General features: G+C 39.5%; 18 protein-coding genes. All 18 read right to left on the reverse strand.

From position 1 onward, the window contains the following. Positions 1 to 33 precede the first annotated feature (33 nt). Complete coding sequence (ybaK, locus tag DWY37_RS07525) at positions 34 to 513, reverse strand: Cys-tRNA(Pro) deacylase (protein ID WP_022242976.1); 480 nt, start codon at positions 511 to 513, stop codon at positions 34 to 36. 86 nt (positions 514 to 599) lie between these two features. Continuing rightward, a complete protein-coding gene (locus DWY37_RS07530; RefSeq protein WP_118057081.1) occupies positions 600 to 1,760 on the reverse strand; it encodes an ATP-binding protein in 1,161 nt (386 codons plus the stop codon). Positions 1,761 to 1,799: 39 nt separating this feature from the next. Further along, positions 1,800 to 3,125 carry an MATE family efflux transporter gene (locus tag DWY37_RS07535; RefSeq protein WP_118057080.1) on the reverse strand — a complete coding sequence of 442 codons (1,326 nt, stop codon included), beginning with the start codon at positions 3,123 to 3,125 and terminating at the stop codon, positions 1,800 to 1,802. A gap of 439 nt (positions 3,126 to 3,564) precedes the next feature. Continuing rightward, complete coding sequence (locus DWY37_RS07540) at positions 3,565 to 4,761, reverse strand: cation:proton antiporter (protein WP_118057079.1); 1,197 nt, start codon at positions 4,759 to 4,761, stop codon at positions 3,565 to 3,567. A gap of 419 nt (positions 4,762 to 5,180) precedes the next feature. Beyond that, positions 5,181 to 5,957 carry a glutamate racemase gene (gene murI, locus DWY37_RS07545; RefSeq protein ID WP_118057078.1) on the reverse strand — a complete coding sequence of 259 codons (777 nt, stop codon included), beginning with the start codon at positions 5,955 to 5,957 and terminating at the stop codon, positions 5,181 to 5,183. An 87-nt stretch (positions 5,958 to 6,044) separates the two neighbouring features. Further along, positions 6,045 to 6,269, reverse strand: coding sequence for a hypothetical protein (locus DWY37_RS07550; protein ID WP_117947126.1), 225 nt, complete (start codon positions 6,267 to 6,269; stop codon positions 6,045 to 6,047). Between the two features lie 135 nt (positions 6,270 to 6,404). Beyond that, positions 6,405 to 7,226, reverse strand: a complete 822-nt coding sequence (rhaD, locus tag DWY37_RS07555; RefSeq protein WP_118057077.1) for a rhamnulose-1-phosphate aldolase — start codon at positions 7,224 to 7,226, stop codon at positions 6,405 to 6,407. Positions 7,227 to 7,294: 68 nt separating this feature from the next. Further along, entirely contained in the window at positions 7,295 to 8,545 is a 1,251-nt protein-coding gene (locus tag DWY37_RS07560) for an L-rhamnose isomerase (protein ID WP_117841632.1), read from the reverse strand. Positions 8,546 to 8,563: 18 nt separating this feature from the next. After that, the gene (rhaB, locus tag DWY37_RS07565; protein WP_118057076.1) at positions 8,564 to 9,967 is read right to left on the reverse strand and encodes a rhamnulokinase; all 1,404 of its coding nucleotides are present in this window, start codon (positions 9,965 to 9,967) and stop codon (positions 8,564 to 8,566) included. Positions 9,968 to 10,069: 102 nt separating this feature from the next. Beyond that, the gene (locus tag DWY37_RS07570) at positions 10,070 to 11,053 is read right to left on the reverse strand and encodes an AraC family transcriptional regulator (protein ID WP_117841630.1); all 984 of its coding nucleotides are present in this window, start codon (positions 11,051 to 11,053) and stop codon (positions 10,070 to 10,072) included. Next, entirely contained in the window at positions 10,995 to 12,698 is a 1,704-nt protein-coding gene (locus tag DWY37_RS07575) for a class C sortase (RefSeq protein WP_118057075.1), read from the reverse strand. Before DWY37_RS07575 ends, DWY37_RS07570 begins: the two co-directional genes overlap by 59 nt. 20 nt (positions 12,699 to 12,718) lie before the next feature. Next, the gene (locus tag DWY37_RS07580) at positions 12,719 to 14,377 is read right to left on the reverse strand and encodes an isopeptide-forming domain-containing fimbrial protein (protein WP_118057074.1); all 1,659 of its coding nucleotides are present in this window, start codon (positions 14,375 to 14,377) and stop codon (positions 12,719 to 12,721) included. A gap of 149 nt (positions 14,378 to 14,526) precedes the next feature. Further along, positions 14,527 to 17,346: a prealbumin-like fold domain-containing protein gene (locus DWY37_RS07585; RefSeq protein WP_118057073.1), complete on the reverse strand. Its 2,820-nt coding sequence runs from the start codon at positions 17,344 to 17,346 to the stop codon at positions 14,527 to 14,529. Between the two features lie 35 nt (positions 17,347 to 17,381). Further along, positions 17,382 to 19,121: a methyl-accepting chemotaxis protein gene (locus DWY37_RS07590; RefSeq protein WP_022242963.1), complete on the reverse strand. Its 1,740-nt coding sequence runs from the start codon at positions 19,119 to 19,121 to the stop codon at positions 17,382 to 17,384. A gap of 13 nt (positions 19,122 to 19,134) precedes the next feature. Next, positions 19,135 to 21,675, reverse strand: coding sequence for an alpha-L-rhamnosidase (locus DWY37_RS07595; protein WP_118057072.1), 2,541 nt, complete (start codon positions 21,673 to 21,675; stop codon positions 19,135 to 19,137). Positions 21,676 to 21,708: 33 nt separating this feature from the next. After that, on the reverse strand, positions 21,709 to 23,391 hold the full coding sequence (locus DWY37_RS07600; RefSeq protein ID WP_022242961.1) for a glycoside hydrolase family 3 protein: 1,683 nt from the start codon (positions 23,389 to 23,391) through the stop codon (positions 21,709 to 21,711). A gap of 54 nt (positions 23,392 to 23,445) precedes the next feature. Then, complete coding sequence (pgmB, locus tag DWY37_RS07605) at positions 23,446 to 24,081, reverse strand: beta-phosphoglucomutase (RefSeq protein WP_117697681.1); 636 nt, start codon at positions 24,079 to 24,081, stop codon at positions 23,446 to 23,448. Further along, positions 24,082 to 25,089, reverse strand: a complete 1,008-nt coding sequence (locus DWY37_RS07610; protein WP_118057071.1) for an ABC transporter permease — start codon at positions 25,087 to 25,089, stop codon at positions 24,082 to 24,084. It lies immediately after the preceding gene. Positions 25,090 to 25,147: the final 58 nt, after the last annotated feature.

Raw genomic sequence — 25,147 nt, forward strand, 5'->3', positions numbered from 1 at the left:
CTTCCACTTGTTTTTTTATTTCATTTCTTTCCTTTATTTTGCAGTAATATCTGCATAGGCTGCTCCGGTTACTGCTGCTAAGTCTGCCGGAGATAACGCCATGGATGTGCCGATTCTTCCGCCACTGATATAGATTTTATCAAACTGTTCCATGCTTTTATCCAAAATGGTCGGGAACTGTTTCTTCATTCCAAGGGGGCTGCAGCCGCCTCTTACATAACCGGTAATCTTTGTAATATCTTTTACATGAATCATTTCTACGGATTTCTCGCCGGCCGCTCTTGCTGCCGCCTTTAAATCCACCTCTTCTGCAATCTGTACCACAAAGACATAATATGCCTTGCTTTTTCCCTGCATGACCAGTGTCTTATAAGTCTGTTCCACCGGTGCTCCGGTCAGTTCTGCCGTATGCAGTCCGTCAATAAATTCATCACATTCGTAATTTAAGATTTCATATGCCACTTTATGCCGGTCTAAAATCCGCATGGCATTGGTCTTTACTTCTTTCCCCATGGTTTTATGCTCCTTTTGGGTTCTTTACTTTTTTGAAAGTCTCTGTTTTAACAACTACAGCTTCCGTATCGGAAACTTTCTGCATGTTACTCATCCGCTCCATTCACATAGGTTTCTAAAAAGGAATGTTTTACCCCATCTTTCTTATAAGCGATAATGGTACTTAAATTTACATTTTCCACACTGCGGAAGATATTATTTTCCACATATGGATTCACTTCTTTTAATCTGGCAATCAGCTGTTTGATTTCCATCCGTTTTGATACGGTACGTCCATCCGGGTCACAGGTGGTACAGGTATCGGTAAAATGGCAGGCACACTGGATAAAATGCAAATCGTTATAATCTCTCCAGTGCTTAATGTCATCCTCCCTGATCAAATACATTGGACGAATCAGTTCCATTCCTTCAAAATTCGTGCTGTGAAGCTTCGGCATCATGGTCTGTACCTGTGCACCATAGAGCATTCCCATTAAAATAGTCTCAATGACATCATCATAATGATGTCCCAGTGCAATCTTATTACAGCCTAATTCCTTTGCTTTACTATATAAATAACCGCGGCGCATTCTCGCACACAGATAGCACGGAGAATTTTCAATCTCATATACCGCATCAAAAATCTGTGTTTCAAATACCGTAATCGGAATCTGCATCAGCTCTGCATTCCGTTCAATCACTTTACGGTTCATCTCACTGTATCCCGGATCCATCACTAAGAATACCAGTTCAAATTGGAATTTATTATGCCGCTGCAATTCCTGAAAGAGCTTTGCCATCAGCATGGAGTCTTTACCACCGGAAATACATACTGCCACTTTGTCTCCCGGCTGCAACAGTTCGTATTCATTGATTGCTTTTGCGAATTTACTAAAGATTGCTTTATGAAATTTCTTGCGGATGCTCTTCTCAATTTCCTGACAGCGTTTCTCTTTCTCTGATGTTTTCTTCTGGAAACTGTCCAGCAGATATGCGCCATAGCCGCCCTCTAAGCTGACTGCATCAAAACCTTCTTCCCTTAGTCTTTCCGCTACTCCGATACTGTTGATTCCTTTGGCACAAAATAGTATCAGACGCTTGTCTGCCGATAGTTCCTCTTTTCTCAAAAGAATCTCCTGCTCCGGCAGATTGACTGCTCCCCTGATACTTCCATAGCGGAAGGCATCCTCATTTCTGATATCGATTAACTGGTATTCACCAGTCTTATATTCTTTTAATTGTGCCAGATTAATCTCAGTATCCGCCATGCTTCCGCTCCTTACTTTCAATTTTTCTCTTATTTTATACTAGGCGTTTTCTTTTATCAATACCTTCTGTTTCCATTTTCCGCTCCGCCACCGTAAAATCATTCCCACTGCCCGGACACATTCATCCATTGCCATACCGATATATGCTCCACAAACCAGCAATCCAAGATGAATTCCGAAGAAATAAGTTCCCCCCACCGCACACAGGTACATGAATATCGCAGCAATTACTGTAGTAAATACCGCATCGCCACTGGTCTTTAAAGCATTTCCGTATACCAGATTAGTCACCCGTCCAATTTCAAGGATAATATCGATAGCCAGCAGCTTTCCAACCAGAGATACCATCTGTGGATCAGCCGTAAACATCCGTATCAGCCAGTGGGACGATAACGCAAAGATGCTCTCCAGTATCGTCGCAACAATTACACCTACAACTGCTGCTTTTCTGGTTCCTTTATCGCAGGCTTCATAATCCTGTGCACCAATCCGCCAGCCGACCATAATTGCATTTGCCTGGGCTAACGCTGCACCTACGCAGTAAGAAAAATTTGTAATCTGCATAGCATAGGAACGGGCTGTTACGTTCATTCCATTGGCGTCCATCTGATTTAAGAAACGGATAATCAAAGTCATTGCCACATTATATAGTGCTGTTTCCATGGCAGAAGGCAGTCCGACCTTGACAATCTGTCCGAATACTACACGGTTCTTAAGCCTCTCCTTCTTCTCCTTCGCATGGATATAATAATGTCCGAAGCAGATTACCAGCCCAAGATTCAATACCCTTGAAATTACTGTTGCTGCAGCAACTCCTGCTACTCCATAGTGGAACCCAAAAAGAAATACTGCATTTAAGATAAGATTTAAAATGTTGGCAGATACCGTTGCCACAAGAGGCTGTCTGGTATATCCAAACGCTCTTAAGTAGCTGGAAAAAATTGGAATCAGTGCGTTTAAAATGCATCCGCCCCCTACAATCCTAAGATATGTTTCTGCATACTCCATCAGAGAATCTGCCACACCAACCGCTGATAATATCATTCCTGACTGGAAGAACAAAAATACCGCAAGAATTGCTCCTACAATAGCGTTAAATAACATGCCAAGCTGTCTTGCCTGATATGCAATCCCCTCTCTTCCGGCACCGATATACTGCGTCATAACCGCAATCATTCCGGCTGAAATAACAGAAAACATAATGATAAAAATACCTATATAGGTATTGGCTGTTCCAACAGCACCGACTGCTGCATCTCCCACAGATGAAAGCATCAGTGTATCCACCATGCCGGAAAGCATATAACATAATGTTTCCAGGCAGATTGGTACAAACAATTGTCCAAGAGTTTTCTTTTGTTCCACGTTTTGTCCTCTTTCTTTTCTTTCGATAGTTCTTTACATTTTATAATTTATCTTTTTGAATGGCGTCTGTGTAGTCTGCCAAAACGGGATGCGGTATCAGGGTGTAAGTAGTATCTGGAATTTGTTTTTTCGTTGTCTCTGTTCCGGCAACCGGTGCAAAGTCACATCCCTGTTCCTATGCACCTCGCTGGTACATCCCTGTACCAGCGTTGCCAGATAAAGAACAAATTCCAGATACTACTAACAGCCCCGATAAGCATCCCTGCTTTGGCAGACTACACAAACGTTTATCTAAATAGCAAATACTAAATAGCAAGCTGCAAATAATAATAAAATCAATAGCTATGCGCAATTACAAGAAAATCCTGCGGACGCAAATGTAACAAACTTACATTTATTTTTGGTCTGCAGGATTTTATTTTACTGCGCTATCTGACTTTTATGCTGCCGGCTGTTCAGACTGTTTATCATTCATTACCAGCTTCAGCAGAATCGGGGTAATCAATGTTGTCACGATTACTACCAGTACGATTGGTGCGAAGAATCTATCATCTAACATGCCGCACTGATATCCCTTCTGGGCAACAATTAACGCAACCTCACCACGGGAAATCATTCCGACACCAATCTGTAATGCTTCTTTATTTGTATAGCGGCAGAACTTTGCGCCCAGTCCGCATCCAACCACCTTGGTCAGTAAAGCAATAACTAAAAGGATAATGGTAAATCCTATCATAGAACCTGTCATTCCGTCTAAGGATGTCTTAATACCGATACTTGCGAAGAATACCGGTGAGAAGAATAAGTAAGACGGGAAGTTGATTCTGTCTTTTACATATTCACCATTCTTCATGCTGCAAAGCATCAGTCCTGCAAAATATGCCCCTGTAATATCTGCAATGCCGAAGAATTTTTCCGATACATAGGATAACAGGAAGCAGAATGCCAGTGCAAATACAGTAACACGTCTTTTCTGACCTTCGCTTTCAATTAATGGTTTGCATTTTGATACCAGGAAGAATAAAATTCCGATTACAATAAAGTAAAGAACGATCTTAACCATAACAGTAACCGGATTTACGCTGGTATCCTTTAAGCTCGTTACAATGGTAAGTACAATAATTCCAAGAATATCGTCAATAACAGCTGCGCCAAGAATGGTTGTTCCGACTCTTCCCTTTAAACGTCCCAGTTCACGCAATGTTTCTACTGTAATACTCACAGATGTTGCTGTCAGCACAACTCCGATAAAGACAGATTTCAATACCTCCTGATAATCTGCAAAATCTGTATGGAAATACAATGCATACCCTAAAAATCCACCAATCAGAGGAACAATAACTCCGATTAAAGCAACGATAAAGGATGCCAATGCATTTGCCTTGATTTCTTTCAAATCAGTCTCCAGTCCTGCGGAGAACATCAGGAAAATAACTCCGATTTCAGCTGTAATTTCAAGGTATACTCCGTTGGTTCCATCCAGTGTGATAAGTTTTAATACAGATGGTCCTAAAATAATACCGGCTGCCAGTGCTCCTACTACTGCCGGCATATGCACTTTTCGTGAGAAAAGTCCTAATACTTTTGTTGAAATTAAAATAATTGCTAAAAAAAGCAGAAATTCATAAGATTCCATAATATGACCTCTTTCCTTTCTTCTCTTGTTTTTTCTTTTTACATTCTCCTAAACCCGGAACTATGTTAACTCTTTTTGTTGGTAATAGCAATATATTTTTTCTTTTTTTGTTACTTAATATTTATATATTTTCCAGATTTTTTTGTTACTTTTTCACAATTAGAAATCAGTCCTTCTTTTTAGCATGAAAAAACAGCCCTTCCGGACTGTTTTTTCGAGGAGTTTAGTTATGAAAATGTTTCATCTATTAAAAGGAAATTATTGCCACTTTTTTCTCAAACGAAAGGAAATCTGTTTTTTTATTTTTGCGTTCCTTCATTTGATAGATTCATTATATCCATGAAATGTGTCTAAAGTGTGTCAGTTTTCGAAAAGGATTCTAAAAAAATCTAAAAAAATATTCCCATTTAGTTTATATTTTATTTAGAATTAAGTAATGTTTCGCACAATCGCAACTTTTCCAGTGTTGCCGCGCTGTTTTCAAATATTACCCTGCCTTTTCCGTCTCCGGTATACAATAATTCCTTTTCCATAAGCCGCCGTCTGGTCTCCCGTGCCACGCCAGCTCCTCCATCAAAAAATTCCACCGTATTTCCCATCACTTCTGCTATTGCATCCTTTACAAAAGGATAATGGGTACATCCCAAAACGATTGCATCCACTGTTCCCTCACAATATGGTTTCAACAGCCTGTATAAAAATGCCTTCAATCCTGCACTGTTTAATTCTCCACGCTCAACAAATTCTACAATTCCGGGACATGCCAGTGGATAAATCTCCGCATCCTTTTCATACCGTGCCATAAGCCGTTGAAATTTTTCTTCCCGGATTGTCATTGGCGTTGCCATAACAAGTACCCGTGGATGCTCCATAAACTGTACTGCAGGCTTTAATGCAGGTTCAATTCCAACCACCGGTACATCCGGATATTCTTTTCTCAAAATCGAGACATCTGCACTGGTTGCTGTATTACAGGCAATCACTACTGCTTTTGCTCCTTCCGACAGAAGATGTCTCACATGACATTCCGTCAGTTTCCGCACCTCTTCTAAGCTCTTTCCACCATACGGTGCATTTTTAGAATCTCCAAAAAATATATAATTTTCATTTGGCATCAGGCGTACCAGTTCACGTAATACACTTATTCCACCTACACCTGAATCAAATACTGCAATTGGTCTTTCGGTCTGTTTCATGATAGCCCCCTGTTTTCGCATACAAATAGGTTCTCTTCTTTCGTAAAAAACTGCTGAAAACAGATTTTCCGTTTTCAGCAGCAATTCTTAGTTTTCCCTCGGGCATCTACGCACTCTCTTAATATTGCAGTCCTGCACATCACACGGAGCACAGTCTACCAGTCCTTTTAAGTAGCAGAACGCCTGCCGGCTCTCCTTCTTATCCGTGTCTTCTTCCCGCGGACACCTGGACACATGCTTTACATTGCAGTCCTGAATCTGTCCCGAACTGCAATCCACAAGCCCTTTCAGGTAACAGAATTTGTTTTCCATTCTTTCCCCTATCTACTCTTTATCGCCCCAACACTATGTTTCTAATGTCATCTTTATTCTATCATCTTGGGAAGGGATGTGCAAGCCATAACAGACCTGTGTTTTGAATACTTTTCCAGCAAAAACGATTACTTTCTATTTTTCATATAAAAACTCTTCCGGCAATGTTACTTTAAAATCTTTTGCCAGCTGCCGGAATTCATCCGGCTGGATGGTCTGACGTTTCTTACTCTGCATAGATAACATCTTCACCAGTATCTCTGCTGATTTTTCAGCTGTGTGCATAAGTCCAAATGTCAGATCAAAATCTTCTCCTGCCGCAAACATACCATGATGCGCCCAGATTGCCAAGTCATATTTTTCCATCAATTTGCTGGTAGCAACAGCTATTTCTCTGCCGCCTGGCACCATCCACGGAACAACACCAATTCCATCTGGGAATACAACCGGACATTCTGTTGCCATTTCCCAAAGTTCTCTTGTAAATACTTTATCTTCCAGCGGCAGAACAAAGGTCAGGGCAATAATATTGGTGGTATGTGCATGATATACAACCCGGTAATTTGGATTTTTCTTCTTTTTTACTTCCAGATTCATCAAATGACTCGGTAATTCAGAAGTTGGTCTTCCACCATTTACCAGTCCCCAGACAATACGGTAATTTTCTCCTTTTTCATCCAGTTCTATCATGCAGATGGAATCTTCCGGTTTCAAAATCACATTGCGAAAATACTTGCCGCTTCCAGTTACCAGAAAATATTCTCCTGCAAGATATGGCACAGATGTTCCGATTGGCTGCCATTCTTTACTATTAAAATTTTCTTTTACCATTTCTACTTCTTCCGGTTTTACACGATACGATAAATTACCGCCATTTCTTTCATGCCATCCCTGTTCCCAGCCATCATTTGCCATACGGATGAATCCCTGTACAAATTCTGCATCTAAAAACTTCATTCTCTCTTTTCCTCTTATTATATCTTTCTGATATTTTTCTTTCTCAACTATTATTGTTTGTATGTTCTCTAGTTACGGTTTACCAATACTTCTTTTTCATATTTTTCGATTGCATCATAGAAATGTGCATCATCTGTAACACCTTCCCGTCTGCAATATTCTTCCCAGACTTCTCCAATTGGAAGCATCTTTACTGCCTCCTGCATTACCATTAATCTGCCCAGCTGATTGGTATCCTGTAATTCCTTCAACTGTTCATTCGGAGTACATAAAGCCATAAGCAGAGCCTTCTGCCAGCTTCGGAATCCTGTTGCAAGTGCAGAAACACGATTAATGCTTGCATCAAAATAATCCAATGCCATATACACCCTGTCCAGTGCCTGATTTCTTACAATCTCTTTTGCCATTTCCTTTGTTTCATCATCCAGCAAAAGAACATGGTCGGAATCCCAGCGCACTCCTCTTGTAATATGTAATGCAAATTCTGGATAAAAGCACAACATTGCAGGTATTTTATCTGAAACATATTCCTGTGGATGATAATGTCCATTATCCATAAGCGGCATACAGCCCTCATGCATTGCAGCAAAGCTTAACGTAAATTCTGCAGAACCTACCGTATAAGATTCTACTCCGATGCCAAAGACTTTCGATTCCACGCATGGTTTTACGAGATTTTTGTCATATGGTTCTGATAATATCTGCTCTATGGAATCCTTATATCTCATGCGTGGTCCCATTCGGTCTGCCGGCACATCCTTAAAACCATCTCCGGTCCATATATTCATAACGCAAGGCATTCCCGTTTCTCTTGCGAAATACTCCGAAATGCGGATACATGCCTTTCCATGTTCAATCCAGAATTTTCTGATTTCCTCATCGGGACTGGAAAGTGTCAATCCATTCTTTACTTTTTCATGTGAGAAAAATGTAGGATTAAAGTCAATTCCCATATGATGTTTTTTTGCAAAAGCAACCCATTTTGCAAAATGCTTCGGCTCTAAAGCATCTCTGTCTGCAAATTCGCCTTCTTCAAAAATAGCATAAGACGCATGAATATTTAATTTTGCTGTACCCGGCATAAGTTTCATTGCTTCTTCCATATCTGCCATAAGCTGTTCTGGTGTCTTCGCTCTTCCCGGATAATTTCCTGTTGTCTGGATTCCACCGGTCAATGCACCATCATTATCAAATCCCATTACATCATCGAGCTGCCAGCAATGGAGGGAAACCGGAACCTTTTTTAACTGCTCCATTGCCTTTTCCGTATCTACTCCCCATGCGGCATATTTTTCTTTTGCCATTTCGTAACTTGTCATACTTTCTAATCTCCTTCTCTATGCTTTATATAATTTAATTTCAAAGGAATGATAAATACACTCCCTCGCTTCTTTCAAATCAGCGAATTCTCCTGCTGTAATCATCTGTACGGAAATATTTCCCAATGCCGTTGCCTCTGTCGGTCCAGCCAGAACTGTTTTTCCGGTATATTTTGCTGTCAGTTTGTTCAGAAAATCTGCATTTGCACCACCTCCAACAATATGGAGTTCCTGATATTTCTGTCCGGTAATTATTTCTATCTCTTTTGCTGCCATGGCATAACAATTTGCCAGACTGTTATAAATAACAGCCGCTATTTCTCCGATTGTCTTTGGAACCTGCTGCAGCGTCTCCCAGCAAGCACTTCTTACTTCCTCTACCATACTTTCCGGTGCTAAAAATCTTTCATCATTTACATCTACCAGCGAGGTTATTTTTTCTTTCTCTGCCAGTTCACAGATTTCCGCAAAACTCATATCCGGAACAAGTTCTTTTCGAACCGACTGTATCATCCACAATCCCATGATATTTTTTAAGAAACGATAACGATATCCATAACCGCCTTCGTTGGTAAAATTGTGAAGCATACTTTCTTTGCTGCAATCTGCCTGCAGCCGTTCTGTTCCCATCAAAGACCATGTACCAGAACTGATATATAAGGTCTCTTCTTTCCGGGACGGCACTGCTACAACTGCTGATGCTGTATCATGTGTCGGTGGCAGAATCACCTTGCAGTTAAATCCCACCTGTTTTTGAATCTCCTGTTCAAGTTCTCCGACTTCACAGCCTGCCATTTTTATCTCTTGAAAGATATTCCGCTTTATTCCAAGCTTTTCAAGCAGTTCATCATCCCAGTCTTTTGTTGCCGGATTTACCAGCTGTGTTGTAGTTGCATTCGTATACTCCTGCACTTTCCTGCCTGTTAACAGGAAATTAAAATAATCCGGAACCATCAAAAAAGTTTCTGCACGTTCTAACTGGCCTGGTTCTGTCTTTTTTAATGCCATCAGCTGGTAAATTGTATTAAAAATCTGTTTTTGGATTCCTGTTCTCAAATATAACTGTTCTTCCGTTATTAATTTGTATACCTCTTCATCCATTCCATAGGTCCGCTTATCCCGGTAAGCAACTGTTTCACCAATTCTTCTGTCATTTTCATCTAAAAGCACATAATCCACTGCCCAGGTATCAATTCCCATGCTATATGGAATTTTTCCAAGTTCCGCACACTTTTTCATTCCTGAAAGAATTTCCTGAAACAGTCTTCTGACATTCCACACTTTATAACCTTTCCGATCAATCATTTCATTGGAAAAGCGGTAGATTTCTTCTAAAACTATTTTTCCATCCTCTAAGTGTGCCAGCATGTGTCTGCCACTGGATGCGCCAATGTCCACTGCAAGATAATATTTTGTATTCATTTTCACACTCCTTCTTCCTGTTCGTTAATCTAAATCTAACAAAAATAAGGACAGTTTGTTAGCCTCTCATTAGACCAAAAAACTGTCCTTATTTTCCTTGTTTTAAATTCTTATATGCACGTCTTTCTTATGTAAATCACGATATTTTTTTGGTGTCATTCCATAGCGTTTCTGAAACTGCCGATAGAAATAGCTCTGGTTTTCATAACCAACTTCCAGTGCAATGTCCTCCACCGTAAGTTCAGTCTCTACTAACAGATATACTGCCTTTTGAAACCGTTTTCTCTGCAATAGTTCCTGAAATGTATATCCTGTTTTCTGCTTCATCAATTTACTCAATACTGTCATCGACTGATGGGTATCTTCCGCAATCTTAGTCAGATTTGCATTCTGGCAATCACTGTTAATATATTCCATCACCGCCTGTACAACAGTTTCCTTATAATCAAGGGATGAGTTATGGCTCAAATTTTCCAGATGATTCAACAGATATAAAAATACAAGCCCCATGGTATACTGATTGGCAATATCTTCATTACAATGTGTATGCAGCATGGATTCTATCATATTTTCCATCAGATTCTCCACCTGTAAATCTTCTTTTAAACGAAATAGCAGATAATGGGAAACTGGATTCTTCTGCCGCATTGCACCAATTACAAAATCAGCCAGTACATTTTTCTCATGCAGCATCGTAAGTGGAACTTCAAAAAATTCCGGTAATGCAATAAAATTAATTCCAATATCTTCATACTCAGCCCTTTTTATTGCATGTGACACATGCTGATTCAGCATCAGCACATCTCCTTTACGCAATACCAGTTCTTTTCCTTCTATATAATGTGTAATACTGCCCTGTACCACATACATCATTTCCACATAATTGTGCCTATGCTCCGGGAAATCCACAAACCGGCTGTGTGGACGTACCGTAATCAGCTTTCCTCGCTGCAGTAATCTTTTTCTGTCAATCTCTGTCAGGTTATCTTTCGCATACAGACTTTGTTCCACCGTACTTTGTCCTGATTTATACTTCTTTTCTTCCTCCGATATTATCATCAATTCGTCTAGAAGTTCTTTTCTCATCCCGTTTTCTCCTCAATGAAACTTTTCCTAAAAACAACAATACCGCCAATATGCTTCCAGAAGCTTCCAGTAATACGAAAGTCTGCTGCCATTCCGTCTCATCGCCTGTCTTAATCTCCTTTGTTTCCAGTGGAGTCACAGGTTCCTCCCTTTCTTCCTGCGGTTCCTGAGGTCTTGAAACTGCCTTCCTTGCCAGCTTTAAATCCACTACCGCATCCTTCATCCAGACATACTTTCCATCACCTGTTTTTTCGATATTCTCCATAAAACCAGGCAGTGTAATCAGATACGGATCTGCCTGATAGACTTCATCGGATAAATAAAGCGGTTTCATGCAAACTAAATATACTCCGGCTTCCATTCCATCCTTGCTTCCTGTATTATCTGTCAGTTCAATCTCTGCATCCGGTTCTGTCTTTGCACTCTCATCCCATTCGGTAACCCCAAGAGATGCCGCCACATCTTCTGCTTTTTTCTTATATTCACGGGCGGATGATTCCACGGATAACTCCTGTATATTTAACCCGGAATATTTTTCTAAATCACGGTATTCCCCTGTCTCTGTAATATCTGCAATGCGATATAGCCTAAGCTCCAGCTTCTGCTCTTTTAAAGTTGCACGGTATGCATTGGGAATTTCAAAAGTAATAGAACATGGTTCCGATACCGGAATATCCTCCTCTGCCCGTACACTCTCTGGCTGCAGACCAGCAAAACATATCATTATGAATAGTATTTTACAAACTATTTTATTCCTGTGCTTTCTCCCTTTTGTTCCATGGCTGCTTTTTTTCTTTATCATCCAGATGATACTTCTGCATATTACAATGGAGCCTATAGCAGCTATTATTCCAATAAAAATCCATGCCAGATAATTCGTATGAATGCTTTTCTTTGCCTGTCTTTCCTGCTCCTTCTCCTGTTCCTCTACATAAGGCACTCTGTGTCCACGCACCAATAAACGCTGCGTATTTACACCATATGGCGTACAGGTAACCAGCGTTACATAATCCTTCCCTTCTTCTACATTTAAAATCTCTGTATCTTCCGGCATCACAGTTTCTATCTGATCTACTTCGTATGCCAGAATATCATCTAATATATATAAGTAGAACTGGTCTCCTTCTTCCAGTAAATCAAGGTCTGTAAACAGGGACATTCCTGGAATTCCCCGATGCGCTGCTATGGATGCATGTGTTGAAGTTCCACCGATTGGCAGCGATGAACCCTGGATATGTCCTGCTCCTTTTTGTAATACCTCTTCTCTGGAAGTATGATATACAGGTATAATTTCGCCAATCTTCGGAATAGACAGATAACCCATCATACCATCCCCATTCTGATTCAGGCAGGACATATATTCACTATCCTGCTGTGTTACTTCCTCCTGTTCTGCCTGAATGAAACTATCAGGAATTACAATTGGCTGCAACCGCTCGTTATATGCCGCTGCTTTCTCCCACTCCTCTTCTAAACTGGTATCCTCCGCTTTTTCTGCATTTTCATACTGATATTCTTCAAACTTTAATTTGCTATTATACTCGTTCCACATATTAGAAAACATTGGATAAAGCAGCAGGGCAAAGCCTGTCAAAAAGCCAACTGCCATGAGAAACATTAATGTTTTACGTACAGATTCTTTCATTCTACTTTGCCCTCTCTTAATTATTTTACCTGTTTTCTTTTTCTCAATGAAACAAACATTGTTCCAAATCCTGCCATTAAGACAACTGCTGCAACAGTCAGTGCAATCATTCCTGCTCCACCTGTCTCCGGTAAGGTAATAAGTGGTGTATTATTAATTCCAAACGTATCTGCATTTGCAGCATTGTCTGTTGTATTTATTGTTCCATTATCCAGCTTTTCATGTGTAAAAGTAATAGAATTTCCAGTTGCGCCATTTACTCTTACCGTATAATTCTTTAATTCTCCTGTCAGTTCATTATAAGTCGGTGTGATTACAATCGTATAAGTAGTCTTATCCAATGCATATCCCAATGGTGCCTTGGACTCTTTTAAAGTATATGTACCTGCATCCAGACCGGTTGCTGTCAGCTGACCATTGTTTTTTGATACAATATAATCATATGTTCCACTTGTCTCGGTAGTATATTCACCATCACTGGTAAAATATAACTGCTTTCCATTTGCATCAAATAACTGGAACTGTGCACCGTCCAGTGCTACTTTATTATCAAGTTCTGTCGTTGTCTTTACACCATATTTGGTAATCTCTGTAGTTTTCTCAGAACCAGTTCCATTTACCAGAGTATCAAATCCAAATGTATAATGATGTGTGATATCCTGCATCGGATCACTCATATCAGTACCGGATGCTACCGTAGAATACTTTAAAGTTGCTTTATTCTCATCTGAATCAAAGTTTACTTTTGCTTTCTCATTTACTTTTGCCTGATAAGTAATTGCAATCGTATTTCCTGCATACTGATAAACATCCTCACCATATAAATCTAATGTAAAACCACTTGTGGAGGTTGTAATATTGGTTGAAGTACATTTCTTGTTTGTTACAAATAAATCATTGATGGATGTTCCTTCTAATTTAATAGAACTTACATCCAGAGTCAGTCCATCTGTGAGTGAATCCTTAATATTATAATGTAACTTATCAGATAACCAGGATCCCTGATAATCCGGAATTGTCATCGTAATCTTAAATTCTACTGTGTCTCCAATATTCGCATCCCCATATTTATATGCATTTCCATTTTCAATTACTTCCTTCTTCATGGTTGGATCGCTGGATTTCTTCGCTGCTACATGAATCACTCCGTTTTCATCTGCAATAGATGCTATTCCAGTACCACTGTACTGATAATTTACCGCAACCACATTACCACTATAAGAATATTCTTTGACCTGTTTATTTGCAGCGATTACATATAAACCAGGTTTTACATTTGATACACTATAGGAAGCATCTGCAGCATTATACTGCATGTGTAATACAGTCTTATCTACAACAGCATCTCCTTCTCCATCATGTAAATCCCAGTCATCAGCTCCCATTGTTGAATTCAGATTCATATAAAAATAAACCAGATCATCTGTATCCACTTTGCCATCTTTTACTCTCGACTCAACATTTCCCTCCGGATTGTATTTCCAGTAATGATTTCCATTTGCATCTACTGCATCAATTGCAACTGCATATGCATAAACATTACATCCTTCCTCGATTCCGGTTACCTGAATCGTAGTGGCAAGATCTGCCGCCCTAACCGTTTTCGCCGGCAGAATTATACTAAGTACCAGCATTACTGCCATCATCATTGCCTTCCATCTTCTTACTCTCTGTTTCATATTCTCTCTCCTTTACTTGTTCAGACAATTATCAAAGCGGTGCTCCAGGCCGCCTTGCAATCGTCCAGTTTATATCAACACTGTCAATCATTCTTACATTTTTAGGGAATTTAAAAAAAACTAAGTTATACTACTGATTGGTGAAGAACCTATACTTTTTGCTGGCGTTGGGAAATCACCAGCATTAGTACGGCAAAAAAACTCATGAAAAGTGTACCGATAACCGCAAGCGGATAGAGCCCTCCACTTTTTGTTTCTGGCATACGATATACTGCTTTATCTATAATTGAAAGTGTTAATACCTTATTTACCGCATCATATGATGCCTCTCCATAACCTGCCCCACCCTGCGTTACTTCTATTTGTGAAGCATCCTCATTTATACTTAAGATAATATCTTCCATTATTTCATATCCCACAGGTGCATGTGTTTCCCGCAGAATATAGGTTGTATTACATGCAAGCTGCAGTGGTTCTCCATTTGTATCTGTAAATTCTAATTCTCCGATTTCATGTCCATCTGTTCCATCCGAACTTGTAAGCGATATAATTTCCGTTTCGCCGGATGATTCCACCTGATATAACGTAAATTCTGCACCAGACAGAGCCAATGCATCAATTACTTTTGTTCCATATTTTCTTGCCTGTAAAGTCCATGTCGGTGGTTTTTCCTCATCATAAACAGAAAATACTATGGCATCTTCCTGCCTTGTCACACGCCAGTCCCCATATTCTGTTGTGCCACCTGCATCTGCCCCGGAAAGTGTATTTCCATCTTCCAATAAAACGTCATTGATAAATACCTGATTTTCTTCTTTTATCCTGATATCTATCTCATCTGACATCAGATAAAAGTTTTCCGGTGCTTCTGCTTCTTTTAATTTATAATGGGCTCCTTTTGAACAGGTAAATTCTGAGCCATTTAAATCCAGCAGTTTTACCGTACCATTTGTATCTGTTGTTCCGTTTGCCACCAGTGTAACCGGTTCTTCTGCTGTATATAATTCAAAATGCGCTCCTGAGAGTCTCTGCTGGTATTCTGTGTCACGGTACTTATCCACCTGAATGGTATAATCTATATTTTCTTCTAACAGTTCCGTAGAATTCTTCAAAGTAAACACAATTTCTTTATTCACCAGCATTCCTTTGTCGCCATATGTAGAATTCACTACCTGTTCTGACGTTCCAAGCACTTTGTTATTGGCAACCACTTCTACAACTGATACTGTCTTTCCGGTACTTTCATCCAGCTTATGTTTAATTTCAATAACAGCTAATTCACCTCTTGCCACATACCCATCCGGCGCAGTATCCTCTGTCAAAACATAAGTTCCATCATCTACCATTAACTTTCCCATTTTCTCAGCATCCAGATAAATATAAGTTTCACCGGCCGCCACGCCATCTTCTTCCATACCGGTTGTTCCACTTATTCCGATATCTTCATAACGCACTGTTCCGTCTTCCGCTATATTCTTTTTCTTAAGTGAAAATACAGCCCCATTTAATCTGTCATCCGTTCCAATATCCCGTTTTGATATTTTGATACTATAGTACACAGCATAATCTTCCTCTAATTTATCCCGTTCTGTATAAATCAGATAATTATAATTCTGCATCTGTCTTTTGTCTCCTGGTGAATCAGAAGCCTGAATCAGCATGGTCTGTCCCTTTACATCTTTATAGGTATACTTCCTGCTGTACAAATCTGCCTGATAAGACGGCCAGTTGGACGGATATTCCTTTCCAGCCATTTCATTCTTCGCCGGGTCAAATCCCGCCGAAATCATCAATCCTTTTGTAGAATTAATAAAATAACTGGAATAAGTATAAAATTCTTCCTGTGAGATTGGATTTTGCGAAATTCCTTCGGTCTGTGTCGCATTTTCAATAACTGTATGTCCGGTACAGACTGCATTACTGTTGGGATATGCTGAATCAATATCTATATATCCATCTCCCACTACAACAAGCCTGTCTGTAACCTTAATAAAATGCTTCGTCGTGCTTGCCCAGTTATTCTGGTGCAGATATACAATTCCTTCTATATCTATAACACCCTCTATTCCAAAATATCCATAATTATATATGGCATTCTTAGTCTTATTTCCATTATAAGCTGCGCAATGTATCACAGCCTTGCTTTCACCGCCCTCTTCTGTCTTCGTTCCACCTTTCATATAGAAATAGCCTGGTCCATCTCCGGAATCATCTACATAAACAGCAGCTCCTTCTGATGCATTACAATTTTCAATTGTACCTCCATACATATAAAAAGACGGTTTCTTCCCGGAGAAAGTGCTTGCCACATATACTGCACCGCCATACTGTGATGCCTGGAAATTACGTATAACTCCACCATACATGTGGAATACCGGTGTTCCCATATTGTTTCTGGATAAGTTCACGCAGCCACCACTCTGTGGAAGCTTTGTCATATTCTCCCCCTCCAATGTTCCACCATATAAATTTACTGTTCCGCCACTATAGATCCAGATTAACTGACAGGATGCGTAAATGACACCTCCACCGGCAGAATCCCGGATATTGAGTACTGCATTATCGCTGCATAACATAAAACTTGCGTTATTCTGCATCGTCATCTTATGGCCATTCAAATCAATATTCAAAACACCATTTAACTGACAAATGCCTGAAGCTGTCACATCCTCTGTCAAAGAAATTGTTCCTCCACCGTTATAACTGCCCAGTGAAATCGTGCCACTTCCATAAGTCTGTGAAAAAAAGGCTATCTTGTTTTCTTCTGTATTATCTACATCTTCTGTGTCCTCTGTTTCTTCTGTACTCTGCTCTAACTCACCTATCTCTGTTTCATAAATTTCTTCACCATTTTCCTGCTCTTTTGCATTCGCATTCTGTGCAAAAGACAGCAGAAGTAATAGTGTTACCGCTAATAATGCCTGTACTATATGAAATTTATGTTTCCTTTTTCTCCCACAAAAAAGCATTTTCCCTCTCCATTAAATATCTTCTTTAATAAACACTATATATTAATAAACCTTTCTGTCTCTCCTTTAAGTCCATTTGATACGGTCTGATTTACATATGACTGCTCTTTGATATCTTCTACTGCTTTTGCCAAATCCTCGACACTTCCTGCGAAGACCTGTAACCCTTCCGAGCTTTCATCGATAGACGTTGCTATGGTATCCATGTTTTCTTTCATTTCATCCATTGCCTGATACATATCCTGCACATTATGATTGATTGTTCCGCAAAAATCTCCCATATAGTCTGCATCCTGGCGGTAGCGGGAAGCCATCATTTCAAAACCGTTATAATCCTGCAATATGTTCTGATTTAAGAACTCCATCATTTTTTCCACCTGTTCAATCAGTGTGCTGACTGCTGTGGTCACAGACATATTAATTGTCTGTATCTCACCCATCGTCTCCCGGCTATTATCTGCCAGTTCCCTGATTTCAGATGCTACTACTGCAAATCCTTTTCCCGCCTCTCCTACTCTTGCAGCCTCTATTGCAGCATTCAAAGCCAAAAGATTAGTCTGTTCTGCAATTCCAAGAATCTGTTCTGTCAGATTTCCTATTTCATAGATTTTTTTGCTTCCTTTTAAGCTGTCCGCAATGCTATGTCCTAAACTGCCAATCATATCATTGGTTTCTTTTTTGCTTTCTGCTGTTTTTTTCTCGATATAATCTGCCCGTTCACGCATTTCATCTACGAATTGAACTCCATTTCCGGTTTCCTCTGATATATCTCTGACATTTTCTACTATTTTTCCAACCCGTTCACTAACCTGTCCGGAACGGTCATTAATTTCCATGATTCCTGCAGATAACTCTTCAATTACAGCTGACATATTCATGGTCTCTTCTCCGATATTTCCAGCCTGCCTGTTCATTTTATCTGCAACTTCGTCCATATCGGATGAACCATCTTTTAACTGCTTCATGATATTTTGTAATTTTTCTACAAAAAGATTTACTCCTGTAACCAGTTGTCCTATCTCATCCATCCTTTTTACCGGAATCCGGATGCTTAAATCTCCATTTCCATTCTGGATATCCTCTACCATCTGGTTTAACTGTAAACTTGCTTTTTTGAGTGGCTGAATAATCGCCTTATTCACCAGTATGTATGTAACTAAGCAGATAATCAGAAAACATATGCCGATTGTTACACTGATAAGATAAGTTTTTTGGGTCCGGGCTTTCATATTCTGTGAACTGCGTTTTACATTCTCATCTAACTTTTCCTGAAAATCATTGCATGCCGACTCCCGCGCCTGTATTTTTTCTAATGCACTGCCTCCAATGATGGATTTTGCTTTTGCAATATCTCCATCATCTCTTGCCTGTCTGCATTCTTTCAATTGCTCCATCAGTTCTTTATTTACACTGCTGTAAGTCATAAAACTGTCGGTTAAACTCTGCTCTGAAATATCTTTGGTCAGCTTTTCCATTTCCGTGAGATACTGGGCAATGGCTTCTTCCTCTGTTTCCATATTTCCACTGATATCCCCGGCAATCAGCATGTCTTCATCACTGAGTGCGGTTAAAATATTGGCATATTTCTGACAGGTTTCAATTTTCTTTTCCACTCTTCCATAATATTTCTCCATGGAAATATAGCCATCCGTAACAAGCTGCTCTGCCTGTTCAATTTTTGTTACCTCTCCGATAATTACCGTAATTCCAATTACCATTACCAGAAATAAACCAATTGCCATAAATAGAAATTCTTTTTTTATTGTTTTCTTCATATTTACACCTTCTCTAAGGACGTATGTTTAAAATTTTTTCATATTTTCCGCAGTCTAATATCTCTTCCGTTCCATCCGGCAAAATAAATCTCGCATTTGCATTAAATGGAACTTCTATGTTACAGACTACTTCCTGCTCACTCTTCCAGTTCCATGCACAGACATATTTACCAAATACACTTCTCCAGCTTCCCTCTGCTTTTTTTAATCTTTGATCTGGCATCGGATATATGGTCATCTTTACCGCCTCTCCTATAGACGGATTCAGACCACACATGTATCTGTATATCCATTCTGCAATGCTTCCATATGCATAATGGTTTAAGCTGTTCATACCGGTTCCGCTGATACTTCCATCCTCTTCCAATGAATTCCATCGTTCCCATACCGTTGTTGCACCAAGGTTCACCTCATGCAGCCATCCTGGATAGTCCTCGTTTAAAAGCAGGTCATAAGCAAGCTGATTTTGTCCATTCTCTGACAAAGCCATGCACAGAATTGGTGTTCCAACAAAACCTGTATTTAAATGTCCATTATTTTTCTTAAGTAACTCTGCCAGTTTTGCCGTTATAACTTCTCTTTCTCCCTCTGGATAAAGTTTTAAATAAAGCAAAAGTGCACAAGCGGTTTGTGTGTATTCCAAGCAAAACTTTTTATCTGGAAAGTAATAATTTAAAATTGCATTCCGAATCTCTTTTTCTCTCTCTGCATATACTTTACTTTCCTCTAATCCTAGACTTTCTGCCGCTTCTTTCACCATTTTGGTTGACCAATAATGGTAAACGGATGCGATAAAGCCACTGTCTGTCTTTCCAATCGGATTATTGATATTTCCATTGTCTAATGCCAGCCAGTCTCCCAGCTGCCTGTCATTCTGCCACAGATACGGAATCTCATTCTCTTTTGTTCTCTCATATTCGTAATCCACCCAGGCTTTCATAACAGGATACTGTTCCTCTAACATTGCCTTATCTCCATAAAACTGATAGAGTCTCCATGGAATCAGCGTTGCTGCATCTCCCCATACTGCCGCTCCGGAATCCAGATAGAAAGGATTCGTATGTTCTTCTTTTTTTACCTTTGGTCTTGGAACAAAGAACGGAATAGCTCCATTACATTTTTCCTGCTCAGCCTGCATATTTTTCATATAGTGATGAAAGAAACTTCCGCTATCCATATGAAAACATGCTGTGGATGCAAAAATTCCCGCATCACCTGTCCAGCCCATTCGTTCATCACGCTGCGGACAATCCGTTGGAATATCCAGAAAATTACATTTCTGGGAACGCAGTGTATTTTCTAATAAATGATTTACCTTATCATGATCTGTTGCCACCCAGCCGGTTCTCTCAATATCAGACATAATACGATAAGCAATAAATTTATATTCTTTTTCCGGATTCAGACCTTTTATTTTCACATAGCGAAATCCATAATAGGTAAAATGAGGACGTATGGTTTCTCCTTTTCCCTTCGATACATATGTAAATTCTGCTTTGGCAGTACGGAGATTATCCCTGTAAAATCTGCCCTTTTGCAGAACTTCTCCATACTGCATCATAACTTTCTGACCTGTTTCAAATGCACCAGTTATTTCTACCCAACCGGTGACTGTTTCCCCAAAATCCAGCAAAAGTGCTTCATCTTCCTGTTTTACTGATACCGGTTGAAATTCTTCTACTTTATGAATTCTTGGATTAAATCGTTCCACAAGTGGTCTTGTTTCTTCTATTTCCTCCACGGAAAGCATTTTGTGTTCTAATGTCTCATCAATATGTTCTCCATCATAGATTCCATTTTCACATATGCTGCTTTCTTCTGCCTTCCAGCTGCTGTCTGTTACAATACATTCTTCCTGTCCATTGGCATATCGTATATGTAATTCTCCAATGCACTTCTTCTGATTACCATATAGATTTCTGTAATCACCATCAAATCCAAATCTTCCTTTATACCAGCCTTCGCCTAACAGAACCGCAATTTTATTCTTTCCCTGAGATAACAGTTCTGTAACATCCAGTGTCTGATATTCTAAAAAGCTGTCATAGCAATGATAACCCGGCATAAGAAATTCTCTGCCCGCCTTCTTTTCATTGACATATGCTTCATATAATCCCAGACCACATACATGCCATCTGACAGACTCCGGTTTCTCTTTTAATTCAAACTCTTTATATAAAAGAGGCATTCTCTTTTCATTTTCTTCTGTTCCAATCCATTTTGCGGTCCAGCTTTCCTGCAGTTTTCCCGTTTCAAACCATGCCGGATTACTTTTTGCGCAGTCTCCCTTGTCATCTTTAACTTCTACCTGCCAGTAATATCTGGTTCTTGGTTTTAAGTCGAAGGAAACCAGCATCTGGTTCTCATGATAATTCTCCTGTACTCCGGAATCATATACCAGCTTTTCCATATTGCTGCTCTCTGATACTATAATTCTTGTTTCCACGGCCCATTTTCCACAGACATCCTTTACTTCCCAGGACAAATGGATTTTTGCCAAATTAAAACCTAATGGATTTTTTTTATGATTTACTCTTAATCTGCTGATATACATATAACCGGTTCTCCCTTATGTCTCGTTATTCTTTTAGTAGGAAAGTTCGATTCGTCCACAGAATGGATCTACCGGACTTACTCCTTTAAATCTGCTTTCTCCGGCAATCTTTGCTATTACTGCCTCTAATACATAATCATTATTGGAGTAACAGTTAATATACGTTTTTATCATTGGCACATCCAGTAAATGATATGGATTGGCTACACTGATAAAAATTACCGGTACTTCTTCTGCAAACCACGGAACATTATTTCCCTGTCCCCAGAAGGTATACCAGTTTAACCGGTTGGTGGTCTGATTGCTGGCATTTTCCACATTTCCGATGTAAATTACCATGTCATACTTATCTTTAAAAGCTGTTACATTATCGACACCCTTTTCGAAATCTTCCTTCTCATAGAGGAATACCTGGAAATTTCTCTTTTCCAGTTCTTCTTTTACTTTTCCGACTACTCTTTCATTGGACGGAAAATGTCCTAAAATTTCCAGCAAAATACGCGGTGTCTTCTTCGCACTGATTGGAAGATTCTCTGCAATATCTTTCACCAGTGTAACAGACTGGTCTGCCAGCTCTTTTGCCCACTGTATATGCTCCGTGGTGCGTAAGTTTTTTAATGCTTCCTTTCCAGGAACCAGCTGTCTTTTTATCTTCTTTTCATGTAATCTTAAAGAAGCCTTTAATGCCAGTATGCGTCTGTTTGCATCCAGTAATCTTTCACGGGATAACAGACCATTCTTATAACCATCTAGCATAAACTGATAATCTTCTTTTAAATCTTTATTGAATAAAATCATGTCACAGCCATTTTCTATTGCCATTGGTACCGTTTCACTTCGTTTACCGGCTGCCGTAAATCCGACCATCGGTGTTGCATCTGTAATGACAAGTCCGTTAAATCCTAATTTGTCCCGAAGCAAATTCACCAAAAGCTCTCTGGAAAGAGAAGCCGGAACAATCTTGCCCTTTAACTGTGGATTAAAATGTTCCTGATACGCTGGCATTGCAATATGCCCTGCCATAACAGTTTTGGCACCATCGTCAATCAGCCGCTGATAAATACTTCCATAGGATTTATCCCATTCTTCCATGCTAAGACTATTTACCGATGTCAAAAGATGCTGGTCTCTTTCATCCACACCATCTCCCGGGAAATGCTTAATTGAGACTGCCATATTGCATTCATCTGCTGCACGAAGATACTCCCTTGCATAGGCATAAACCTTCTCCGGATCATCGCCATATGTTCTGACATTGGTAATTGGATTATGATAATTTCTATCTATGTCAACTACCGGTGCAAAAGCCCAGTTAATTCCTAATGCACTTCCTTCTGAGCAGGCAATCTTTCCCAGACGATATGCATATACCGGATCATTTGCAGCTGCACATGCCATCTGTTTTCCATATGCAGTTCCATTGGTAGCCGCTCCATCTCCTCCCGCTTCTAAATTTGATGGAATCAGAAGCGGAATCTTTGTGTGCTCCTGCGCATAGGTAAATGTACTTTGCATCTCTTCTGCCACACCATCCCGGAAAAATAATCCGCCGATATGGAAATGTAATAACATATTCAGATACTCCGGATCCGTTGAATATCCAATCGGGCAGAACAACTGTCCTATCATTTCTTCCAGGCTCATATTTTCCAGCGTATTTTCTACCCAGGCAATGTCTACATCATCTAAATAAAATGGTTTTTCTTTATAATTCATCTCTTTTTCCTTTCATTTAAGGCACAAAAAGAGCAGCCACGGCTGCTCCTTTTCTTAATTAATATTTCTCAGTTCAGCAAAACCGCTCAATGGATATGTTGTCATTTCACATTCGGACGCTTCACCCAATCCTGCACTATCAAAGCCTCCAGCTGTAGCTGCTTTTATTCCTGCCACCGCATCTTCTACAACAAGACACTCCTGTGGTTCTAACTGCAGGTATTCTGCTGCTTTCAAAAATACCTCCGGATCAGGTTTTGATTTTGTAATATTCGTTCCATCACTGATGGCATCGAAATAATTTTCTAATCCTAAATGTTTTAATATTCTCTTTGCATTTTTACTGGATGAACCAATTGCCAGTAAAACTCCCTGTTTCCTTAAATCATCTAAGGTTGTTTTTACTTCTTTTGGCAAATCAGCCGGTGTCATGTCTTCCAGCAATTCCACATACATCTTATTTTTCTGCTCTGCGAAATCTTCTTTCTCTTCTTTGGAATATTTCTTTGTACTTTTCTCTAAAATAATCTCAAGGCTTTCCATCCGGCTTACGCCTCTTAACCGGTTGTTTATGGTTTCATCAAAATATATTCCCAGTTTATCTGCCAGTCTCTTCCATGCCAGATAATGATACTTATCGGTAAAGCAGATTACTCCGTCCAAATCAAAAATGATTCCTTTATATTTCATCTAATTATCCTCTTGTCTTTTTTTCTTCAACTGTTTCTTCAGCATTACAAGCTCAATTACCTTATTCTCGTTATTCAGATAAATCAGGAACAATACCAGGATAACTGCGGTAACAATCTGCTGAATGGATGCATCTACATTTAATCTTGCATACATCAATGATATGAATGCTGTTGTTACTGCTCCTAACAGATAACCAATTTTTTCATTGCAGAACCGTCCGATAAATCCACCGATAAACATCGGTAAGAAAGCTGTAAACATTACTCCAATTGAGCCAAAGTTTAAAGACATCTGAATATTTCCTGTATTTGAAGCACTAATAAATCCAACTACACCCATGAAGCCGCCTGCAATGGTATAACAGATTACTGCATTGGATACTTCATGAATTCCTGTATTAACAGAAACCTTCTGTCCGGATAATAGTGACTTATATTCATAACCAAATTGTGTATAATCAAAAATCGCAATAAATAAAACGAGTCCAATTACAATTACAAGTACATAATTCAAAACACCTGGAAAACTTGTTAATTCTTTATTTGCTACAAATGACACGCCATAACCATCGGTAAGTGCGAATGCCATTCCTTCGTAAAACAGTGTTACTCCCAGTGACACAATAATCGGTGGTAATTTTACAATTACATAAATTGCTCCGGATATCAGTCCAAGCAATGCTCCAGATACAATAGAAATCACGAGCATATATGGTGTTGAAAGTCCATGGGATGAACAAATTGATGCACTGATTACTGATGACAATAACGAAATTGCTCCGATTGAGAAATCAAATCTTCCGGAATTCAGATTCAATGAAAGAGCAAATGTCGTTAACATTACTGTTGCTGTTGCCCGGGAAAACAAAATCCAGTTTCCTTCTGATTCAAAAAATACAACACCATTCCTCTGACATAAGAGTATCATTACGAGCAGTGTCACTACCGGAATACACAAAGTTCCAATTATCTTTTTTAAAATGCTATTTCTTCCTTTACTTTTCATGTTATTTTCCCTCATGTCTTTTCTAAATTCTGCTCCGGAGAATTCCGGAGCAGAACAA

This window comes from Roseburia sp. AF25-13LB, assembly GCF_003478915.1.
In the GTDB taxonomy this organism is placed as follows: domain Bacteria; phylum Bacillota; class Clostridia; order Lachnospirales; family Lachnospiraceae; genus Roseburia_C; species Roseburia_C amylophila.

Excerpts from the sequence above, each read along its gene's own strand:
- rhaB (WP_118057076.1), bottom strand. The coding sequence starts at position 9,967 with ATGAATACAAAATATTATCTTGCAGTGGACATTGGCGCATCCAGTGGC.
- DWY37_RS07590 (WP_022242963.1), bottom strand. The coding sequence starts at position 19,121 with ATGAAGAAAACAATAAAAAAAGAATTTCTATTTATGGCAATTGGTTTA.
- DWY37_RS07600 (WP_022242961.1), bottom strand. The coding sequence starts at position 23,391 with ATGAATTATAAAGAAAAACCATTTTATTTAGATGATGTAGACATTGCC.
- DWY37_RS07580 (WP_118057074.1), bottom strand. The coding sequence starts at position 14,377 with ATGAAACAGAGAGTAAGAAGATGGAAGGCAATGATGATGGCAGTAATG.
- pgmB (WP_117697681.1), bottom strand. The coding sequence starts at position 24,081 with ATGAAATATAAAGGAATCATTTTTGATTTGGACGGAGTAATCTGCTTT.
- DWY37_RS07550 (WP_117947126.1), bottom strand. The coding sequence starts at position 6,269 with ATGGAAAACAAATTCTGTTACCTGAAAGGGCTTGTGGATTGCAGTTCG.
- DWY37_RS07570 (WP_117841630.1), bottom strand. The coding sequence starts at position 11,053 with ATGAGAAAAGAACTTCTAGACGAATTGATGATAATATCGGAGGAAGAA.
- DWY37_RS07610 (WP_118057071.1), bottom strand. The coding sequence starts at position 25,089 with ATGAAAAGTAAAGGAAGAAATAGCATTTTAAAAAAGATAATTGGAACT.
- DWY37_RS07540 (WP_118057079.1), bottom strand. The coding sequence starts at position 4,761 with ATGGAATCTTATGAATTTCTGCTTTTTTTAGCAATTATTTTAATTTCA.
- rhaD (WP_118057077.1), bottom strand. The coding sequence starts at position 7,226 with ATGAAGTTTTTAGATGCAGAATTTGTACAGGGATTCATCCGTATGGCA.
- DWY37_RS07575 (WP_118057075.1), bottom strand. The coding sequence starts at position 12,698 with ATGAAAGAATCTGTACGTAAAACATTAATGTTTCTCATGGCAGTTGGC.
- ybaK (WP_022242976.1), bottom strand. The coding sequence starts at position 513 with ATGGGGAAAGAAGTAAAGACCAATGCCATGCGGATTTTAGACCGGCAT.
- DWY37_RS07530 (WP_118057081.1), bottom strand. The coding sequence starts at position 1,760 with ATGGCGGATACTGAGATTAATCTGGCACAATTAAAAGAATATAAGACT.
- DWY37_RS07560 (WP_117841632.1), bottom strand. The coding sequence starts at position 8,545 with ATGACAAGTTACGAAATGGCAAAAGAAAAATATGCCGCATGGGGAGTA.
- murI (WP_118057078.1), bottom strand. The coding sequence starts at position 5,957 with ATGAAACAGACCGAAAGACCAATTGCAGTATTTGATTCAGGTGTAGGT.
- DWY37_RS07585 (WP_118057073.1), bottom strand. The coding sequence starts at position 17,346 with ATGCTTTTTTGTGGGAGAAAAAGGAAACATAAATTTCATATAGTACAG.
- DWY37_RS07595 (WP_118057072.1), bottom strand. The coding sequence starts at position 21,675 with ATGTATATCAGCAGATTAAGAGTAAATCATAAAAAAAATCCATTAGGT.